The organism is Pontibacter indicus, assembly GCF_900156345.1.
GTDB classification, from domain to species: domain Bacteria; phylum Bacteroidota; class Bacteroidia; order Cytophagales; family Hymenobacteraceae; genus Pontibacter; species Pontibacter indicus.
On sequence record NZ_FTPP01000002.1, the window covers coordinates 931,497 to 949,122 of the forward strand.

The window sequence follows — 17,626 nt, forward strand, 5'->3', positions numbered from 1 at the left end:
AGAAGGCTTTCCCCTGCTGGTTTTCCTTGTCGGTTTTAGCTAACCTATGGTTTCAGCACTACCTTCAGGCAGTTATCCTCTTTCTTGTTGAAGATGTCGTACATGCGCGAGGCTTCTGACAGTGGCACGGTATGGGTAATGATATCGTCGAGCTTCACTTTACCTCCTTCCACCAGCGAGATGAGGTGATCGATGTAGCGGTGTACCCAGGCCTGTCCGCCGCGCAGCGTCAAGCCTTTGTCGAACCACTTGTACAGCGGGAAGTTGTCGTAAGGGGACCCGTACACGCCGACAACCGATACGGTGCCCGAGCGACGAACAGCGTCCATGCACTTCTCGAGTACCTTCATGGTGCCTTTTTCAGCCTGCACGACGTTCATGGCTTTTTCGAGCACGGTCCGGTCAGCCTCCATACCTACGGCGTCCACGCACACATCGGCGCCGTAGCCGCCAGTCATATCCCGAATCACCTGCACGGCGTCTACCTCAGCATAGTTGATGACTTCTGCGTTGGCTGATTTGCGGGCCATTTCCAGTCGGTAGGGCTGTATGTCCACTCCGATCACGCGCTTGGCGCCCTGCAGCCAGGCCGACTTCATGGCCATGATGCCTACTGGTCCGCAACCCCACACCACCACGGTTTCACCCCCTTTCAGCTGCGCCCAGTCGATGGCAGCCCAGCCAGTAGGGAAGATGTCGGTCAAAAATAGTACCTGCTCGTCAGTCAGGTTGTCGTGTATTTTGCGAGGGCCGTAGTCGGCGTAGGGCACGCGCACATATTCTGCCTGCCCGCCATTGTAACCGCCGTAAATATCGGTATAGCCAAACAGGGCCGCACCGACCCCCTTCATCATAGGCACTTCGCCTTCAGGACCGTAATTGTCGGGGTTGGAGTTTTCGCAGTGCGTGGGCAGCTGCATGTTGCAGTAGTGGCAGGTGCCGCAGGAGATGGGGAAAGGCACCACCACGCGATCGCCCTTCTTCAGGTTCTTTACACCGCTGCCCACTTCTTCGACAATGCCCATAAATTCGTGGCCCATCACCATGTCGCGGGTCTGGGGCACCATGCCGTTGTAGATGTGCAGGTCGGAGCCGCAAATGGCCGTGGAAGTAACCCGGAGTATACAGTCGCGCGCGTCCTCTATTCTGGGATCGTCGATGGTCTCCACCTGGATGTCTTTCATTTTGTGGAATACTGCTGCTTTCATAGTTTATTTTTTAGGTTTTCGTAATAGCTTCTATAAGCTTTTGTATTTTTCAGTACTTCAGTTTAACGGCAAGCGGTAAAGGCAGGTTCTTTCAGAGAGTGTATCGGTCAGGCTGTTGCTGTTGTGCCCGGTACTTCTACCTTAAAACCATACTGCATGCAAACGCAAGCATCCTATACCTTCTCGTTTTTGCGCGAACATGATGTTCCTGCCCTCTACGACACTTTCGTGGCCGCCTTCGCCGATTATATTATCCCCATTAAGGTAAGCAGGGCGGAATTTGCGATGAAGTTCAAACGCGAGGGCGTGGAGCCCAGCTTTTGTGTGGGCGCCTTTTATGGCTCGCAACTGGTCGGTTTTATTTTGACGGGGCTGGGAGAGTGGCAGGGTGTACCCACCGCCTACAATGCCGGAACGGGCGTTGTACCTGAGCACCGGGGCAATCAGCTAACCAAGCAACTGTATACGTTTCTGCTTCCCAAACTGCGCGAGAGTGGCGTGGAGCAGTGTCTGCTGGAGGTCATCAAAGGGAATGAGGCTGCCTTTAAGGTATACCGTTCCATCGGTTTTGAGGAGGTGCGGTCGCTGGACTGCTACCGGAGCCCAGTGGGGGAGTTGCTCCTTCCTGCTGAGGAGCCCGAACCGGTGGTAGAGATCAGGAAGGCGGCCAAAGGAGACTGGAAAACCTACTCCAGTTTCTGTGGCAGCAGTCCAAGCTGGCAGAATTCCAGCGAAGCTTTCAAGAGGAGCCCAGATCAGAAAATGGTGTTGGAAGCTTATGCAGAGGAACAAGTAATTGGCTACGTGGCTTTCTTTCCACGCACAGGCTCTGTTGCCCAGTTGGCCGTGCATCCAGAAAATCGAAACCAAGGTATAGCCAAGGCGCTGCTGAAAGAAGCGATCAAGCAGAGCCAGGCGCCTGCGCTTATGTTTCTGAACGTGGACCAGGCAGACGCCAGGCTGGCCACTTTTTTAGAGCGGATTCATGTCAGGCACTTTCTGACGCAATACGAAATGCTCCTCCGCCTTCAATAGGTATGGCAATTCCCCATAAGCTGCCTAATTTGCAACAGTTTCTGCTTACCGGGGCTCCCGGGCTCTTTTAAATTCTAAAATATGAACACTGCTTGGTTTTACCTGATATTGGCAGGTATATGCGAAATCGGATGGGCCTTTGGGCTGAAGTACAGTGAAGGTTTTTCAAAGCCTTTGATTAGCGTCATAACGGTCGCCGTCATGATTTTGAGCTTTATCCTGCTGGCCCAGGCCATGAAAACGCTGCCGCTCGGTACCGCTTACGCCATCTGGACAGGTATAGGAGCCGCAGGTACGGCCATTCTTGGGATGTTTTTCCTGAACGAGCCCAAGGACCTGATGCGGATTTTGTGCCTGCTGATGATCGTGGCCGGCGTGGTGGGACTCAAATACTTTACCGAAAGCAACTAGCGGCTCAGGCGGTACACGTCCGCTTGTTCTTTGCTGAACAGGTATAGCATGTTGTGACTGATCAGGGCAGAGAGGTAGTTTTTATCTGATGGAAGGGGCAACGTACGCTCCCGCAGTTTGTACAGATCGAAAAAGTGCAGCGCGTTGTCCTTCACAAAGTACAGCTCGTTGCCTTTGAAGGAAATGTAGGAAACGCCCGTAAAAGGCAGTTTCTTTTTATAGTTGCCTAGGTTGTCGAACACGTAAATGCCGCCGTTGTAGTCGAGCAGGTATACCATGTTCTGGTATTCGCGGATGAAGCGCACATCAAAGCGGGCTTTGTCCAGAATAAGGTCGAGCGGGGTTTCGATGATGGGCTTCTGGTAACGCAGGTCGAGTTTGCTGAGCGTAAAGTCCGATTCGTTGAACAGCCAGAAGCTATCGTCGGAGGTGAAGGTAGCGGCCTGCACACTGCCCATGTAACCCAGGTCTGTCAGACGGGTGTTGGCAATGGGACGCATAAAGCGGTCGAGCAAGGTGAGCTCCTGGCGGTCTTCGTAAAAGAGGAAAACTTTCATCGGGTTCCAGGCTTCTACTGCCGAAATGCGTCCGCGGCTGGGTGGCGAAAAGGTATTGACCGCCTTGCCTGTGGTGTCGAGCACGAACAGGTTCTGAGCCGGGTCCATCAGGAATATGTTGCCGTTCCGCGCAGCAGATACTGTGGTTGGAGAAGAGATGGCAAAGCTGTGGCTGAATGTAAGCGTGACCGAAGAGTCAGGTTGCTGGGCGAAGGCAGGTATAGCCAGTACTCCTAGCAGCAGGTAAAGCACTGCGCGCAGGTATAGCCTACTTTTCAAAATAATCCAGTTTAAGGTCTTTGCCATCGTATACGCCATAAGAGCAAAAATTGACCCATTCTCCAAGGTTCACATACCTGCTGCTGCCGTTGATGGGCATGTCTAGCGGCAGGTGGCGGTGACCAAACACGTAGAAATCGTGGTGTTGCTCGTTTTCCACTTCCTTGCAATATTGCACCAGCCATTCATCTTCTCCAAAAAACTTCTCGTCGTGCTTCGTGTTGCTGATGCGACTTCTGCGTGACCATTTGTTGGCAATGCCTATACCTGCGTTGGGGTGCAGCCAGCCAAATAGCCACTGACAGGCCTTGTTATTGAACACCTTCTTGAGCATTTTGTAGGTATGGTCGCCCGGACCAAGACCGTCGCCGTGCCCGATGTAGAATTTGTGACCACCAAAGTTCGTGGAAATAGGCTCCCGGATGATGGGGATGTTGAGTTCCTCCGGAAAGTAGTCGAACATCCACATGTCGTGGTTCCCCGTGAAAAAAAGGACCGGTATACCTGCGTCGGTCAGTTCGGCCAGCTTGCCCTGTAGCCTGATGAAGCCCTTTGGTATAGCGTGCTGGTACTCGAACCAGAAATCGAATATGTCGCCCAGCAGCAGGATGGCGGCTGCGTCGTGCTTTACACTGTCGAGCCAGCGCACGATTTTTTTCTCGCGGGCACGGCTGCTTTCGGCGTCGGGTACACCCAGGTGAAAGTCGGAGGCGAAATATACTTTCTGGCCGGGAGCCAGTTGGTCAATGCGGAAGGTCATCAATGAGGAAAAGTACAAGCTTTTTGGGGCCGTGAGCACCCATTACCAATGTTTTTTCGATATCGGCCGTGCGGCTCGGGCCACTCACCAGCGATACCATGGAGGGGAAGTTCTCCCTATACTTGTCGCGCAACTTTTGCAGACCGTCTTTGATGTCGGGCACCAGTTGACTGGCCTTGGCCACGACCATGTGCGTTTCCGGGTAGATGCTCAGGCGGCGACCGCCGGCATTGCCCGAACTCACCAGAATGCTGCCGGTGCGTGCCACGAGCGCTTCGCAGGTAGTGAGGCTGGCCTGTGCTTTCTGAATAAAATCCTCTTCGGTGGAGGTGAAGTCTATACCTGCCTGGTAAAGGATGTTTTGTAGATTGGGCTCCCAGACGTGCAGGTACTCGATCTGCTGCTCTCTTTTCAGGTTGAAAAGCTGGTCGAAGAAATCCTCCTCGTCATCGCAGTACACAAACAGTCCGCTGTTGGCGATAAAGGCCTGCGCAAAGGCAATGGATTGGTCTTCGGCTATGGGAGGGTGCAGAGGCGAGCTGAAGTCAGGGGTGGGAGGCAGAAAAGGCGCTGACTTAGCCAGCGCCTCTCTAACTCTTCTCAATACAATTTCTTTCGATTTTGCTTCGTACATGCTCGGGGTTTATCAAGCAGTTCTGCTGTTAATGGTGTCGTTCGGGTCGGCAGGGGCATCGTTCTGCAAAGGTGTGCCCGGCACACTGCCCTGGCCATTTTGCTCCGGATGCTTCGTCTGTCCAACCTCTACCGGATGCTGCTCCTGGTTTACTTCGCTTTTAGTTTTGCTGCGGTCCGTACCGGCGGTGTGAGCCTGGTAAGTCGTCAGCGCATCAAAAGGACGTTTGCCAACTAGTCGCTCCAGATCGCTCTGGAAAAGAATCTCTTTCTGCAGCAATTCCTGCGCTACAATCTCCAGCTCTCTTGCTTTGTCAGTCAGCAAGGCTTTGGTACGATTGTAAGCAGCACTGATGAGGGTGCGCACTTCCTCGTCTATGGTCTCGGCAGTGGCTTCAGAGTATGGCTTGTTGAAAGTCATATCCGACTGCTTCGAGTCGTAGAAGGACACGTTGCCAATCTTCGGGTTCATGCCATACATCGTCACGATGCTATAGGCCATTTTGGTAATACGCTCCAGGTCGCTCAGGGCGCCTGTCGAAATCTTGCCAAACACGAGCTCTTCAGCGGCACGTCCACCCAGGGCCATGCACATCTCGTCAATCAGCTGCTCGGTGGTATACAGGAACTGCTCTTTCGGCAAGTACTGTGCGTATCCCAGCGCGGCAACACCACGTGGCACAATACTCACTTTCACCAACGGATCGGCGTGCTCCAGGAACCAGCCTGCAATCGCGTGACCCGCTTCGTGGTAAGCCACGATCTTTTTCTCCTCCGGAGAGATGATCTTGTTCTTTTTCTCCAGACCACCGATTACACGGTCGATGGCATCGTTGAAGTCGGTTTGGTCTACTGCCTTTTTGTTGCGGCGGGCGGCGATCAGGGCGGCCTCGTTACACACGTTGGCGATCTCGGCGCCAGCAAAACCAGGTGTCTGAGCAGCCAGCTTGCGGGCATCCACATCAGGAGCCAGGGTAAGCGGCTTCAGGTGCACGTCGAATATCTCGGTACGGCCGTTGATGTCTGGCTTGTCGATGCTGATCTGACGGTCAAAGCGGCCCGGACGAAGCAGGGCAGAGTCGAGTGTGTCAGGGCGGTTGGTCGCCGCCAGGATGATCACGCCGGAGTCAGTGGCGAAACCGTCCATCTCTACCAGCAGGGAGTTCAGCGTGTTCTCGCGTTCGTCGTTACCACCAGGCGTAGCGCCACGGCTACGGTGACGACCAATGGCGTCAATCTCGTCGATGAAGATGATACAAGGCGCTTTGGCTTTGGCCTGCTTAAACAGGTCACGCACACGGGCGGCACCCACACCTACGAACATCTCCACAAAGTCAGAACCTGACAGCGAGAAGAATGGCACGTCGGCTTCACCAGCCACTGCTTTGGCCAGCAAGGTTTTACCGGTACCTGGAGGGCCTACCAGCAGGGCGCCTTTCGGGATCTTACCACCCAGAATAGTGAATTTGCTCGGGTTCTTGAGGAACTCCACAATCTCCTGGATCTCTTCTTTCGCCTCTTCCAGGCCTGCCACATCCTTGAACGTGATCTTGACCTTGTTCTCAGCGTCAAACAGAGCCGCCTTCGATTTGCCGATGTTGAAGATTTGACCGCCTGCGCCACCCGCTGTTACGCGGCGCATCAGGAACCAGAAACCAAACAGCAGCAGGATCAGGAAGCCCCACTGGAAGAAGAAGTCAGCGAAGCCGGTGCGTGTCTCGATGGTAAACGGCACGCGGTTTTCGCGCGGGATGTTCGCCTGCAGCTTTTCGTAGTCCTCTTTGAAGGACTCGGCCGTGATGATGGAGAAGTGGTAATGCGGTCCTGGGTCGGTCGTGCCCAAGGTGCTACGGCCTGAAAGCTCGCGGCTGTATTTTTCATTCTTCAGCGCATCTTCCTTCAGGTATACCTCCACGATTTTGCCGTTCACGATGGTGAGTTTCTTCACATCGTTGCTAAGCAGCATCTCCTCAAAGTTCTGCTGGGTGGTTTCTACAGAAGCATTGCTCTTGTTGAGCCAGGTTAGTCCGAAAATAAGCAGGATGAGTACCGCCAGCATCCACAGCTGCATCGTCGGCCGTGGGGGCGTCTGAGGTATCATCGGCTTTTTCTTCTTGTTATTCCCTTTATTATTTTTTTCAGCCATGAATATGTTGTTTCAGGATAAATGAAATACAGAGGGCCACCCTCTTTTGTTTTGGGGTGCCTCTGTTAGGATTAGGCATCTTCTATGCGGCGGATGCCTGCGTCGCCCCAAAGTTCTTCAAGCGCGTAAAATTCGCGTTTGTCTTTCAGGAACACGTGTGCTACCACATCCACGTAATCCAGCAGGACCCACTCTTTGTTGGTGCGGCCCTCGCTTTGCCACGGGTTCTGGCGTGTGGCTTTGAATATCTCTTCTTCGATGGACGACGCGATGGCGTCGAGCTGTGTGTCGGATGATGCAGATGCGATTACAAAGTAATCAGACACGGCATTTTTAAGTGATTTCAGGTTAAGAACGACGATATCATTCGCTTTCTTTTCCTGCATGCCTTTTACTACAAGCTCTGCCAATATGTCTGAATTGGCCTCAGCCTTGGTTTCTTTCATTTGTACTACTTAAATTTGATTTACAAAAGTACTAAATTCTGTTCAATTTATGGTGCCTAATACGCTGTTTATGGGGCAGCAGCTGTTTTTTCTGCCGGTTTGTGCTTCCACCAACTCGGAGGCCCAGCAGCTACTCCTCAAAAATGAAGCCACAGAGGGTTGTGTGGTGCTTACCGACGAGCAGACGCATGGCCGTGGCCAGCGAGGCAACTCCTGGGAGGCGGCTCCCGGCAAAAATATCACACTTTCTGTAATTCTGTCACCTGTTTTCCTAGCTGTCAGGCACCAGTTTTACCTCAACATGGCCGTATCGCTGGCGGTGCTCGACCTGCTGCGCGAACAGGGGTTGGAACAGGCCCGTGTCAAATGGCCCAACGACCTTTATTTCGAGGACAGGAAGCTTGGCGGGATTCTGATTGAGAACACAGTTACGGGTCAATCCATACAACACAGTATCGTGGGGATTGGTTTAAACGTAAATCAGCTTCATTTCGGAATCGGCACGGCCACTTCGCTGGCAGCCGAGATAGGTACGCAACTCGACGTGAAAAGATTGGTGAACCGGCTGCTTGAATTGCTCGAAAAACGCTACCTGGAGCTGCGCAGCGGCAAAATTGATAAGTTGAAGTACGAATACCTGCAGGCCCTGTACCGCTACCAGGAAAAGCACGGGTACCGGATCGGTTCGGAGGTAGTGCAGGGGCAGATTATGGGGGTGGATGAGGACGGCAGGCTAGCTCTGGAAGTGGAGGGCGAGTTGCGCTACTTTGGCTTCAAGGAAATCGCCTACCTTATCTGAAGCCAAACTTCTTCACGGCCACAATCTGCTGCGGATCGGGGTCGGTGGGCGAAAGCGGCATCCTGAGCGAGACGTTCATGGTGCTGGCGCCATAGCCTGAGCTTAAACGGGGCGCCTGGATGTGGTGGTCGGATAGTTCGACCGGAAAGGCTGTGATCAATTGCCAGTTGTTTCCTTTCTGCACAAGCGTGCCTTCAATTGTTCGTTTCCTGGCCACGCCGTGGATGGTCAATATGCCTGCGGCAGTTACTTTTGCCTCGCCCTTCGCTGAAACCGGTCCTTTATCAATAATGCGGCCGACAAAAGTTGCCTTGTGGTAGCGGCTGCTCTTCATGTATTTGTCATTGAAGCGCTCCTGCATGAGCGAGTTCAGGAACTGAAAAGAGGTAATGGGGACATCGAAGCTGAACTTTCCCGTCTCCAGGTTGATCAATCCGTTAGCAGACTCAGAGGTACCTTTAATCAGGCTGAGCGGTGCGCCGGCCTCAAACACGATGGTGCCGATACCCTTGTAGGTGCCTGTTTGGGCTTGTGCGGGCGGGAGTAGCCAGCACAGGGTGCACACGAATAGGAGTAGCTTTTTCATACATGCCTCGCCTTCTCTTCGGTTAGCTTTCCTTCTAATTTATTTAACTAATCTGAGCAGAGATAGTTGAGCCCGTTCACTAAAAATAACCGCTCACTGCGCATTATTTTCGCTGGTCATCATTTTCCATCGCAGCCCATTTTTTATTTTTCCTTCCCAAGTTCCAGGTATAGGTCGCTGACCTGGAGCAAAAGAGTTGGTGCTTCAAACTATTTTTTAAAAAATATTGAACGCTGTTCACACTGCTAGGCAAAAGAATTAGTCCAATGCATAGCGTGTTTTTGATGTAACGGGTTGCTTTTGCTTGAGTTGCACATTTTCTATATATGGCGCTATAGTTCAATCAGTTTCTTTTTATCTTTATAGATGTGTTGTGGGTAGTGTTAGGATGGGTGTGGATTGGTTTTGGAAGACGGGTGCAGAAGTTGGCAGTGATAAAGAAATATTTTGATGTATAGTATAATACGAATATTGGGTGCAGGTATAAATGTTGTAAAGGATGGGGCTGAATACAATTTTGCTCGTGGTAACACAGGGTTTAGGGTGTAAAATCTGGCCGGCAACAATGCAACCTCAGGTATAGGTACAGGGTCATGGAGATGAAAACGATGCTGAAAGGCATGATTGTTGATTACGTCAGGGTATAGCCAAAACAGCAAAAAGCCGGGTATTGCTATTTCTTTAGTAACCTGTATTTTTAATTAGATTTTTTCTATTTAGTATATTTTGCTATATCTTTGAACTGCCTGCCAGCTCGTGGTAGGACCTTTAGAAAAGCGAGGTGTGATATATGAGAACTTTTACAAAAATGATATTAACGGCTGTCTTGGCGGTTTCGCAGCTGGCAGCGTACAGTATAACAGCCGATGGGCGCATAAAGGAGGATGGCGTTCTGCCTGTGAATGCAGGAGGCAGCTCTGCCTGGAAAGTCGTGCCGGAAAAGAAAGCCGAGGCGAACGTGCACGCTGAGAATGCCCGTACTGCTTCCTGGGTTAAGAACTACACCAAAAACAAAAGCCTATACCTGACCGAGACGGCCTACGCCGGTTCATCTCAGTTCGTGATTAACTCCTACATGGCCTTTGCGCCGGCGCCAGAGCGCCAGACTCCTTCGATCAATGCCTACCCGAACCCTTCGCGCGGCATTACGCGTGTGTCGCTGTCGCAGGTGGGGATGGCAGAAAACTACAAGCTGAAGATTTCGAACACGATTGGCAAGGTGATGGAGACGCACGAGCTGCCAGTAACGCACTCCAACGTGTTTGTGCTCGACATGACAGGATATCCGGCCGGAGTGTACTTCTATAGCCTGCTGGTGAATGATAAGACCGTGGAAACGAAGCGTTTGATCCTCCAGAAATAGAAGGAGCTATACCTGTTACAATAGCAAAAGCCAGTTGAGAGACTGGCTTTTTTTTATGACCAACTCGCCAAAGGTGCGCAGGCACCGATTTATTTAGTATTTTCGACGCTGAATATTTGTAAATTGCTATGACGGATTATCGCAAGATAAACAACCTCGTAGGCTGGCTCGTGTTTTTGATCGCGACCGCCGTGTATGTACTGACGCTGGAACCTACTGCCAGTTTCTGGGACGCGGGCGAATTCATTGCCTGCTCTTACAAGCTCCTGGTGCCGCACCCTCCGGGGGCGCCCTTTTACCTTTTAGTGGGCCGCATGTTCTCTATGTTCGCCAGCGACCCGACCCAGGTGGCCTGGTGGGTGAACTTCCTCTCTGCACTTTGTAGCTCCTTTACCGTGCTGTTCCTGTTCTGGTCCATTACCATCCTCTCGCGCCGCCTACTGGTGAAGGAGGAGGGAGTGGCGCCTACCAAAGGACAGACCGTACTGATCATGGGAGCCGGCGCCGTGGGTGCGCTCGCCTATACCTTCACCGACTCAGCCTGGTTCTCAGCAGTAGAGGCAGAGGTATACGCCATGTCGTCTTTCTTTACGGCCATCGTATTCTGGGCCATGCTGCGCTGGGAGTCTAAAGTGGGCGAGTCGCTGTCGGACAAATGGCTCATCCTGATCGCCTACCTCATCGGCCTTTCGATCGGAGCGCACTTGCTGAACCTGGTGGCTATACCTGCGCTGGCTTTCATCTATTACTTCCGACTCTACAAGCCAAGCTGGAAAGGCGGTCTTATCGCGTTTCTGATCAGTGCCGTGATCGTGATGGCCATTCTGTGGGGCATTATACCTGGCCTGCCATCGCTGGCCGGCAACGTGGAGGTGTTCTTCGTTAACTCACTAGGTATGCCGTTCGGCTCGGGCATCATTTTCTTTGTGATCCTGTTGGTGGCGGCTATCATCTACGGTATACGCTACTCCATCAAGCATAACATCCGGGTGCTGAACACGGCCATCCTGTGCTTCTCCTTCATCCTGATCGGCTACTCGTCTTACATGATCATCCCGATCCGTTCGTCTTACAACCCAACAATCGACGAGAATGCGCCGGACGATATTCTGAGCTTTGTGTCGTACCTGAAGCGCGAGCAGTATGGCGACCGTCCGTTGCTTTATGGTCCGCAGTACAACGCACAACCTGTTGCGCAGGAAGAAGGTGCGCCACGTTACGTGAAGGGCAAAGACAAATACGTGATGGCTGGTCGTAAGCTCGAAACGATTTACGACAGCAAGGACAAAACCATTCTGCCGCGCATTTACAGCGACAATCCGCAGCACCTGCAGGAGTATAAAAAATGGGTAGACCTACGCGACGGGCAGGCCCCAACCTTTGGGCAAAACCTGAGCTTCCTGTTCCGTTATCAGTTGGGCCACATGTACTGGCGCTATTTCCTCTGGAACTTTGTGGGCCGCGAGAGCGACGTGCAGCAGTCGGGCGTGCTGTGGTTCGGCAAGCCAACCGACGGCGTGCCGGATCGTGTGGTGAACAGCAAGGCGCGTAACACCTTCTATCTGCTGCCACTTGTTTTCGGTATCATTGGCCTGATTTACCAGATTCGTAAGAACGAGCGCGATGCCTTTGTTGTGGGCCTGCTTTTCTTCTTTACAGGTATAGCCATTGCCCTTTACCTGAACCAGCCGCCGATTGAGCCGCGCGAGCGTGACTATACCTTTGCCGGTTCGTTCTATGCCTTCTCGATCTGGATTGGTCTGGGCGTGCTGGGTATAGCCGAGCTGCTGAACCGTGGCCTCCGTAACGTTTCGACGAGCGGCGCTATTGCCACCGTTATTGGTCTGGCCGTGCCAGGTATACTGGCCGCCGAGGGCTGGGACGACCACGATCGCTCCAACCGCTACCACTCTGTAGACTCTGCCAAGAACCTGCTCGACTCAGTAGCGCCAAACGGCATCCTGTTCACCAACGGCGACAACGACACGTTCCCGCTGTGGTATGCGCAGGAAGTGGAGGGTTACCGCACCGACGTGCGCGTGGCCGTGCTCAGCTACCTGAACACCGACTGGTACATCGACCAGATGAAGCGCCAGGCCTACAAGTCAGAGCCGTGGCCGCTCACGCTCGAGAACGAGAACTACCGCCAGGGCACCAACGACTACCTGCCGTACGTAGAGCGTCAGCAGGTGGCGGCAGGTATAGACCTGAAGCAATTTGTGAGCCTGGTGCGTCAGAACCACCCTGCGCTACAAGTACAGGCGGGCAGCGGTACCACCCTGCTGAGCTTCCCAACCAAGAACTTCTTCCTCGATGTAGACCAAAGCAAAGTTGCCCAGGAAGGCTTCGTTGCCAAAGACTTCCAGGACCAAATCACAGACCGCATGCAGTGGACGATTAACAAAGGCCTGCTCGAGAAAAAGCACCTGATCATACTCGACCTGCTGGCTACCAACGAGTGGGACCGTCCGGTTTACTTTTCTACCACGGTGAACAGTGCCGACTTTATGGGGCTGTCGGAGTACTTCCAGCTCGAGGGGCTTGCCTACCGCGTAGTGCCGGTTAAGGTGAGCAGTGAAGAGGCGCCGGGCTTCCTGAACAAGGAGCTGATGTACAAGAACATGATGAACTTCAGCTTCCGCAACTTCAACGATCCGAGCATTTTCTACGACGAGAACTACTTCCGCTTTGCCGCAAACGCCCGCGACAAGTTTGGCAAACTGGCTGCTGAGTACCTGATGAGTGGCGATAACGCCCGCGCCAAGGAAATTGTGGACCACTGCTTTGAGCAACTGCCGCCAAGCACGGTGCCGTACGACTATTACACGCCACAGTTCATCTCGTTATTTGCCGATCTCGGTGAAGAGGAGCGCGCCAAGAGCCTGTGGGAAGACATGGCGAAGAGCTCACGCGAATCTGTGGAGTACTACCTTGCGAAAGGCGCCCTGTTTGACATGGAAATACAGACGAACCTGTTTATCATGCAGCAGCTCATAGGCGAGGCGCAGGCCATCGGCGAGGAGCAAAAGGCAAAAGAACTGCAGGATGTGTTTGTGCAATATCTGCAGCGCATGCGGCGTTAAACAAAATAGAGAGTTAAACAGTACAAAAGCCGAACCCGTTTGTGTTCGGCTTTTGCTATTTTCGGGTGCCTGCTTTATCTTCAAGCTAATGAAACAGATAAGTCTTCTTACCTGCCTGTCCCTGCTGCTACTGCTCTCCTCGTGTGGCAGTTCAGACATTGCCTATGCGCCTATGTACCGCGATACCGCCCCTGTTGCTACCAAATCTGAGCAGCCGGAGGTAGTACTGCAGTATGGCCACTACAGCACCCCCGACACCCTGCACCTGATCCTCCGGTTTGAAGAACTCCGCCAATTGCTCGACCTGACGCAGGCCGGCGATCGGGTGGACTTCACCATCCGCTCAGGTAACACAGAGCGCGACATGCTTCTGCTGCGCGATACGGTGCAGGTGCTACCGCAGCACCGTGTGGCCTCGAACGGAACGCTGGAGGTGCCGGTGGCTATACCTGCTAAGTATGTGGCGGCGGGCAACACGATGCAGGCACGGCTCTGGATGAAACTGGCCGGTCAGGAGCGTCTGGGCGTTTCTCATCGACTGGCACTCAATCCCAATATGCTGCGAAAAGACTTTATGTTGCTGCAGGTACGTACGAACGCGCCGCTGCTGCGCGGCTTTGCCACTACTGCTGACAGCCTATACCTGTGGCAACCCAGCGACACCAACACCACGTTCCGGGTGCAGCAGGTAGACTATACCCTGCAGCCCGCCCTGCCCCCCATGTCGACGCGCCAGGAAAGTTTGCCTGCCGTGCCGCAAGCTACCGGAGACTCGCTGGCGATGGCAGCCTTGGATACTTTCCGACTGGAGCGGGAGGGGCTATACCTGCTTCGAACCGCAACAGGCGCCACACAAGGAGTGGTGGTGCAAGGTGGCACTTACCCGCTCATCACCCGTGTCCAGGACATGGTCACACCGCTCATTTACCTGACCACCTCGGCGGAGCGGGAGGCACTCTACAACACGCAGGATCAGAAAGCTGCCTTAGACGGCTTCTGGCTCAAAATAGCCAAAGACAAGAAGCTGGCGCGCGAGCTGATCCGAACTTACTATACCCGCGTCGAAACCGCGAACAAGCTCTATACCTCGTTTAAGCCCGGCTGGGCCACCGACCGCGGCATGATCTACATCATCTATGGAAAGCCCCATAATGTGAGCATCAGCCCCGATGCCGAAACTTGGATCTACCGCGAATCGGAGTCTACACCGTACGTCAAGTTCGTATTTTCGAAAAAAGAGAATACCTTTACCGAAAATCACTTTGAGCTGGTACGGAACCGTGAATACGAGGAGAACTGGTACAGCACTGTAGCAAGATGGAGAGCAGGAATAACAAATTTGTAGGTGGCAACCGCTATGGCGGCCCCAGAACTCCGAAGGAGGATAAAATGGAAATGATCTTTGGCCTCCGGCCGATCATAGAGGCCATGCTGGCCGGAAAGGTGCTGGAGAAGATCTTTGTGCAGAAAGGGGCCCGCAATGCCACCACCGACGAACTCCTCGACCTGGCTAAGAAGCACGATGTGCCCGTTGCCAGCGTGCCGGTAGAGAAACTCAACAACCTGACCCGAAAAAACCACCAGGGAGCCGTTGCCCTGATCTCAGCCATCACCTACATGCCGCTGGACGAGATCGTGACCTCGCTTTTTGAGAAAGGCAAGAGCCCACTGCTACTCATACTCGACCGTATCACCGACGTGCGCAACTTCGGCTCTATTGCCCGCAACGCCGAGTGCATGGGTGTGGACGCCATCGTTATACCTAGCAGGGGAGGTGCCCAGATCAACGCCGACGCGATCAAGACCTCGGCAGGAGCATTACACCTGGTACCGGTTTGCCGCGAGCCGAACCTGAAGAATACGATCGATTACCTGAAGGACTACGGCGTGCAAATTGTGGCCTGTACCGAAAAGACAGAGCATAACCTGACCGACAACACCGTGGATTTTGTGGGTCCGACCGCCATCATCATGGGCAGTGAGGAAGACGGCATTTCACCGGAGTACCTCAAGCGAGCCGATGCCAGACTGCGCATTCCGCTTTTAGGCCAGATCGGTTCGCTGAATGTGTCGGTTGCGACAGGCATCATCCTGTATGAAGCCATGAGTCACCGCCTGCGCGAAAGCGGCTACTCCAGCCAGAATGACTTTTGAACCGAGATAAGGTATAGCCAAATATAACCATTAAAAAAGGGGAACGCTGCTGCCAGCGTTCCCCTTTTTTGTGCCATAACCATGCCGGCCAAGGTATAGCCGTAGGTATACTAGATGTATTCGGCGCCTTTTTTAGACTTGGCATCCGACATAAACTCCTTCACTTTCTGCTCTTCGCTCAGGCGGCAAATCATCAGCACATTGTCGTGCTCAGCCACAATATAACCTTCTAAGCCCTCTACGACCACTAAGCGGTCTTTCGGGGTTTTGATAATGCAGTTTTTAGTGTCATAGAGCAACACGTCGCCACCTATCACGTTACCGGCTTCGTCTTTCTCATTGATGGTATAGAGCGAATTCCAGGTGCCCAGGTCGGACCAGCCGATGTCGGCCAGCACCACGTACACGTTGTCTACTTTCTCCATGATGCCGTAGTCGATGGAGATGTTACGGCAGTGTGAGTAGGCTTTTATGATAAAGTTGGTCTCGTCCGGCGTGTGCATCTTCGGAGCGCCTTCCTCAAATATCTCGCTTATCTCAGGCAGGAACTGTCTGAAAGCCCGCATGATGCTCTGCACATTCCAGATGAAAATGCCGGAGTTCCACACGAAGTCGCCGCTGTTGAGGAACATCTGAGCCAGTTCCAGGTTCGGCTTCTCAGTGAAAGTTTTTACCTTCTTGATCGTCGCTGAGTCGTCGTCGATGTACTGGATATAGCCGTAGCCGGTGTCAGGACGGCTGGGCGTAATGCCGAGCGTGATGAGCACGTCGTCACTGTCGGCTGCCTCCACCGCTTTTTTGACCACCTGGGTAAAGGCCTCCTGCTTCAGTACCATGTGGTCGGAAGGCGTGACGATCAGGTTGGCGTTGGGGTTGATCTGCGCAATTTTGTACGAGGCGTAGGCAATGCAGGGAGCGGTGTTGCGGCCGATCGGCTCGAGCAGGATCTGGTTGTCGCTCAGTTCCGGCAGCTGTTCCTTCACCAGGTTCTGGTAGTCGCGGTTGGTTACCACGTACACATTTTCGGGTGGGCAGATGTCCTTGAATCGTCTCATGGTCATCTGGAGCATGCTTTCGCCTACGCCCAGTACATCATGAAACTGCTTTGGGAAATCGGTACGGCTGAATGGCCAGAAGCGGCTTCCGATGCCGCCCGCCATGATGACCACAAAAGTGTTTTCGTTCATGTCTATATGAGTCCTTCTTTCAGCAGATCGTGGAGGTGTACGAATCCCTCGAACTTGCCTGATTTAGTGACAATGAGTTGGGTGATGTTTTTTTTCTGCATGATAGCCAGCGCTTCGGCCGCATAGGTTTCTGGCTCTATGGAAAGGGGAGATGCCGTCATGATATCTGATGCGCGTATGCTGTCTATTGAGTCATATTTGTTCAGCATACGGCGTAAATCGCCATCAGTTATAATTCCCACCAATTCTTCTGTTCTATCCTTCACCACGGCCGTGGCACCCAGTCTTTTAGAGGATATTTCGATGATAATATCCTTCAGCGGGGCGTCCTCCGAAACGTGCGGGGCCATGTTCTGGCGGAAAATATCGTCCACTTTCAGGTATAGGCGCTTGCCCAGCGAGCCGCCCGGGTGCAGGGTGGCAAAGTCGGCGCTGCTGAAACCGCGCGCCTCCAGCAGACTCACCGCCAGGGCATCGCCGAGCGCGAGAGCAGCCGTGGTGCTGGTAGTAGGAGCCAGGTTATGCGGGCAGGCCTCGCGCTCTACCGAGGCGTTCAAAACGAAGTCTGCGCTCTGGGCCAGGTATGAGTCGGTGCTCGAAACTAGGGCCGCGAGCTGGGCACCTTTGCGTTTGAGCAAAGGAACGAGTACCTTTATCTCAGGCGTGTTGCCGCTCTTGGAGATACAGATCACAAAATCGTCGGGCTGGATCATACCAAGGTCGCCGTGGATGGCGTCGGCGGCGTGCATGAAGAGCGCGGGTGTACCGGTTGAGTTGAGGGTGGCGACGATCTTGGTGGCGATGTTGGCACTCTTGCCGATGCCTGTCACTACCACGCGGCCTTTGATGTTCAAAATGGCCTTGACGCAACTTTCGAAGTGTTCGTCGATAAAATCTGCCAGTCTGGCGATAGCCTCGGCCTCGTCAGTCAATACTTTTTTTGCCGTGAGGGCTATATTATTAAGAAGATTCAATTTAA

General features: G+C 53.3%; 16 protein-coding genes. 7 read left to right on the forward strand and 9 right to left on the reverse strand.

The annotated features are described in order from the left end of the window. Positions 1-44 precede the first annotated feature (44 nt). Positions 45-1,208, reverse strand: a complete 1,164-nt coding sequence (locus B0B12_RS12915; protein WP_076669414.1) for a zinc-dependent alcohol dehydrogenase — start codon at positions 1,206-1,208, stop codon at positions 45-47. Positions 1,209-1,364: 156 nt separating this feature from the next. Here B0B12_RS12915 and B0B12_RS12920 point away from each other — a divergent pair, with 156 nt between their 5' ends. Both B0B12_RS12920 and B0B12_RS12925 read left to right on the forward strand, forming a co-directional pair. Further along, positions 1,365-2,243 carry a GNAT family N-acetyltransferase gene (locus tag B0B12_RS12920; RefSeq protein WP_076669416.1) on the forward strand — a complete coding sequence of 293 codons (879 nt, stop codon included), beginning with the start codon at positions 1,365-1,367 and terminating at the stop codon, positions 2,241-2,243. An 81-nt stretch (positions 2,244-2,324) separates the two neighbouring features. After that, positions 2,325-2,654, forward strand: a complete 330-nt coding sequence (locus B0B12_RS12925; protein WP_076669417.1) for a DMT family transporter — start codon at positions 2,325-2,327, stop codon at positions 2,652-2,654. Here the strand turns inward: B0B12_RS12925 and B0B12_RS12930 are convergent. The 5 genes from B0B12_RS12930 to rsfS form a co-directional block, all read right to left on the reverse strand. After that, on the reverse strand, positions 2,651-3,517 hold the full coding sequence (locus B0B12_RS12930) for a hypothetical protein (protein WP_244554703.1): 867 nt from the start codon (positions 3,515-3,517) through the stop codon (positions 2,651-2,653). The genes B0B12_RS12925 and B0B12_RS12930 overlap by 4 nt on opposite strands. After that, positions 3,480-4,250, reverse strand: a complete 771-nt coding sequence (locus tag B0B12_RS12935; RefSeq protein ID WP_076669420.1) for a UDP-2,3-diacylglucosamine diphosphatase — start codon at positions 4,248-4,250, stop codon at positions 3,480-3,482. The genes B0B12_RS12930 and B0B12_RS12935 overlap by 38 nt, the downstream gene beginning before the upstream one ends. Then, the gene (locus B0B12_RS12940; RefSeq protein ID WP_076669422.1) at positions 4,234-4,884 is read right to left on the reverse strand and encodes a LutC/YkgG family protein; all 651 of its coding nucleotides are present in this window, start codon (positions 4,882-4,884) and stop codon (positions 4,234-4,236) included. Before B0B12_RS12940 ends, B0B12_RS12935 begins: the two co-directional genes overlap by 17 nt. Positions 4,885-4,896: 12 nt before the next feature. Beyond that, entirely contained in the window at positions 4,897-7,029 is a 2,133-nt protein-coding gene (gene ftsH, locus B0B12_RS12945; RefSeq protein WP_076669424.1) for an ATP-dependent zinc metalloprotease FtsH, read from the reverse strand. Between the two features lie 71 nt (positions 7,030-7,100). After that, on the reverse strand, positions 7,101-7,475 hold the full coding sequence (rsfS, locus tag B0B12_RS12950; RefSeq protein WP_076669425.1) for a ribosome silencing factor: 375 nt from the start codon (positions 7,473-7,475) through the stop codon (positions 7,101-7,103). A 49-nt stretch (positions 7,476-7,524) separates the two neighbouring features. Between rsfS and B0B12_RS12955 the strand changes: the two genes are divergently transcribed. Then, positions 7,525-8,274 (forward strand): biotin--[acetyl-CoA-carboxylase] ligase, encoded by a 750-nt coding sequence (locus B0B12_RS12955; RefSeq protein ID WP_076669427.1) that lies wholly within the window; start codon positions 7,525-7,527, stop codon positions 8,272-8,274. Here B0B12_RS12955 and B0B12_RS12960 read toward each other — a convergent pair. Then, positions 8,267-8,860, reverse strand: a complete 594-nt coding sequence (locus B0B12_RS12960) for a YceI family protein (protein ID WP_076669429.1) — start codon at positions 8,858-8,860, stop codon at positions 8,267-8,269. The genes B0B12_RS12955 and B0B12_RS12960 overlap by 8 nt on opposite strands. 790 nt (positions 8,861-9,650) lie before the next feature. Between B0B12_RS12960 and B0B12_RS12965 the strand changes: the two genes are divergently transcribed. The 4 genes from B0B12_RS12965 to rlmB all read left to right on the forward strand — a co-directional run bounded on the left by B0B12_RS12965 (position 9,651) and on the right by rlmB (position 15,460). Further along, positions 9,651-10,223, forward strand: coding sequence for a T9SS type A sorting domain-containing protein (locus B0B12_RS12965; RefSeq protein WP_076669431.1), 573 nt, complete (start codon positions 9,651-9,653; stop codon positions 10,221-10,223). Between the two features lie 128 nt (positions 10,224-10,351). Continuing rightward, a complete protein-coding gene (locus tag B0B12_RS12970) occupies positions 10,352-13,306 on the forward strand; it encodes a glycosyltransferase family 117 protein (protein ID WP_076669433.1) in 2,955 nt (984 codons plus the stop codon). Between the two features lie 88 nt (positions 13,307-13,394). After that, entirely contained in the window at positions 13,395-14,651 is a 1,257-nt protein-coding gene (locus tag B0B12_RS12975; RefSeq protein WP_244554704.1) for a GWxTD domain-containing protein, read from the forward strand. Beyond that, entirely contained in the window at positions 14,624-15,460 is an 837-nt protein-coding gene (gene rlmB / locus B0B12_RS12980) for a 23S rRNA (guanosine(2251)-2'-O)-methyltransferase RlmB (RefSeq protein WP_076669434.1), read from the forward strand. Before B0B12_RS12975 ends, rlmB begins: the two co-directional genes overlap by 28 nt. Before the next feature lie 110 nt (positions 15,461-15,570). Here the strand turns inward: rlmB and B0B12_RS12985 are convergent, their stop codons facing one another. Both B0B12_RS12985 and B0B12_RS12990 read right to left on the reverse strand, forming a co-directional pair. Then, a complete protein-coding gene (locus B0B12_RS12985; RefSeq protein WP_076669436.1) occupies positions 15,571-16,647 on the reverse strand; it encodes a mannose-1-phosphate guanylyltransferase in 1,077 nt (358 codons plus the stop codon). Positions 16,648-16,649: 2 nt separating this feature from the next. Further along, complete coding sequence (locus B0B12_RS12990; RefSeq protein ID WP_076669437.1) at positions 16,650-17,621, reverse strand: KpsF/GutQ family sugar-phosphate isomerase; 972 nt, start codon at positions 17,619-17,621, stop codon at positions 16,650-16,652. Positions 17,622-17,626 lie beyond the last annotated feature (5 nt).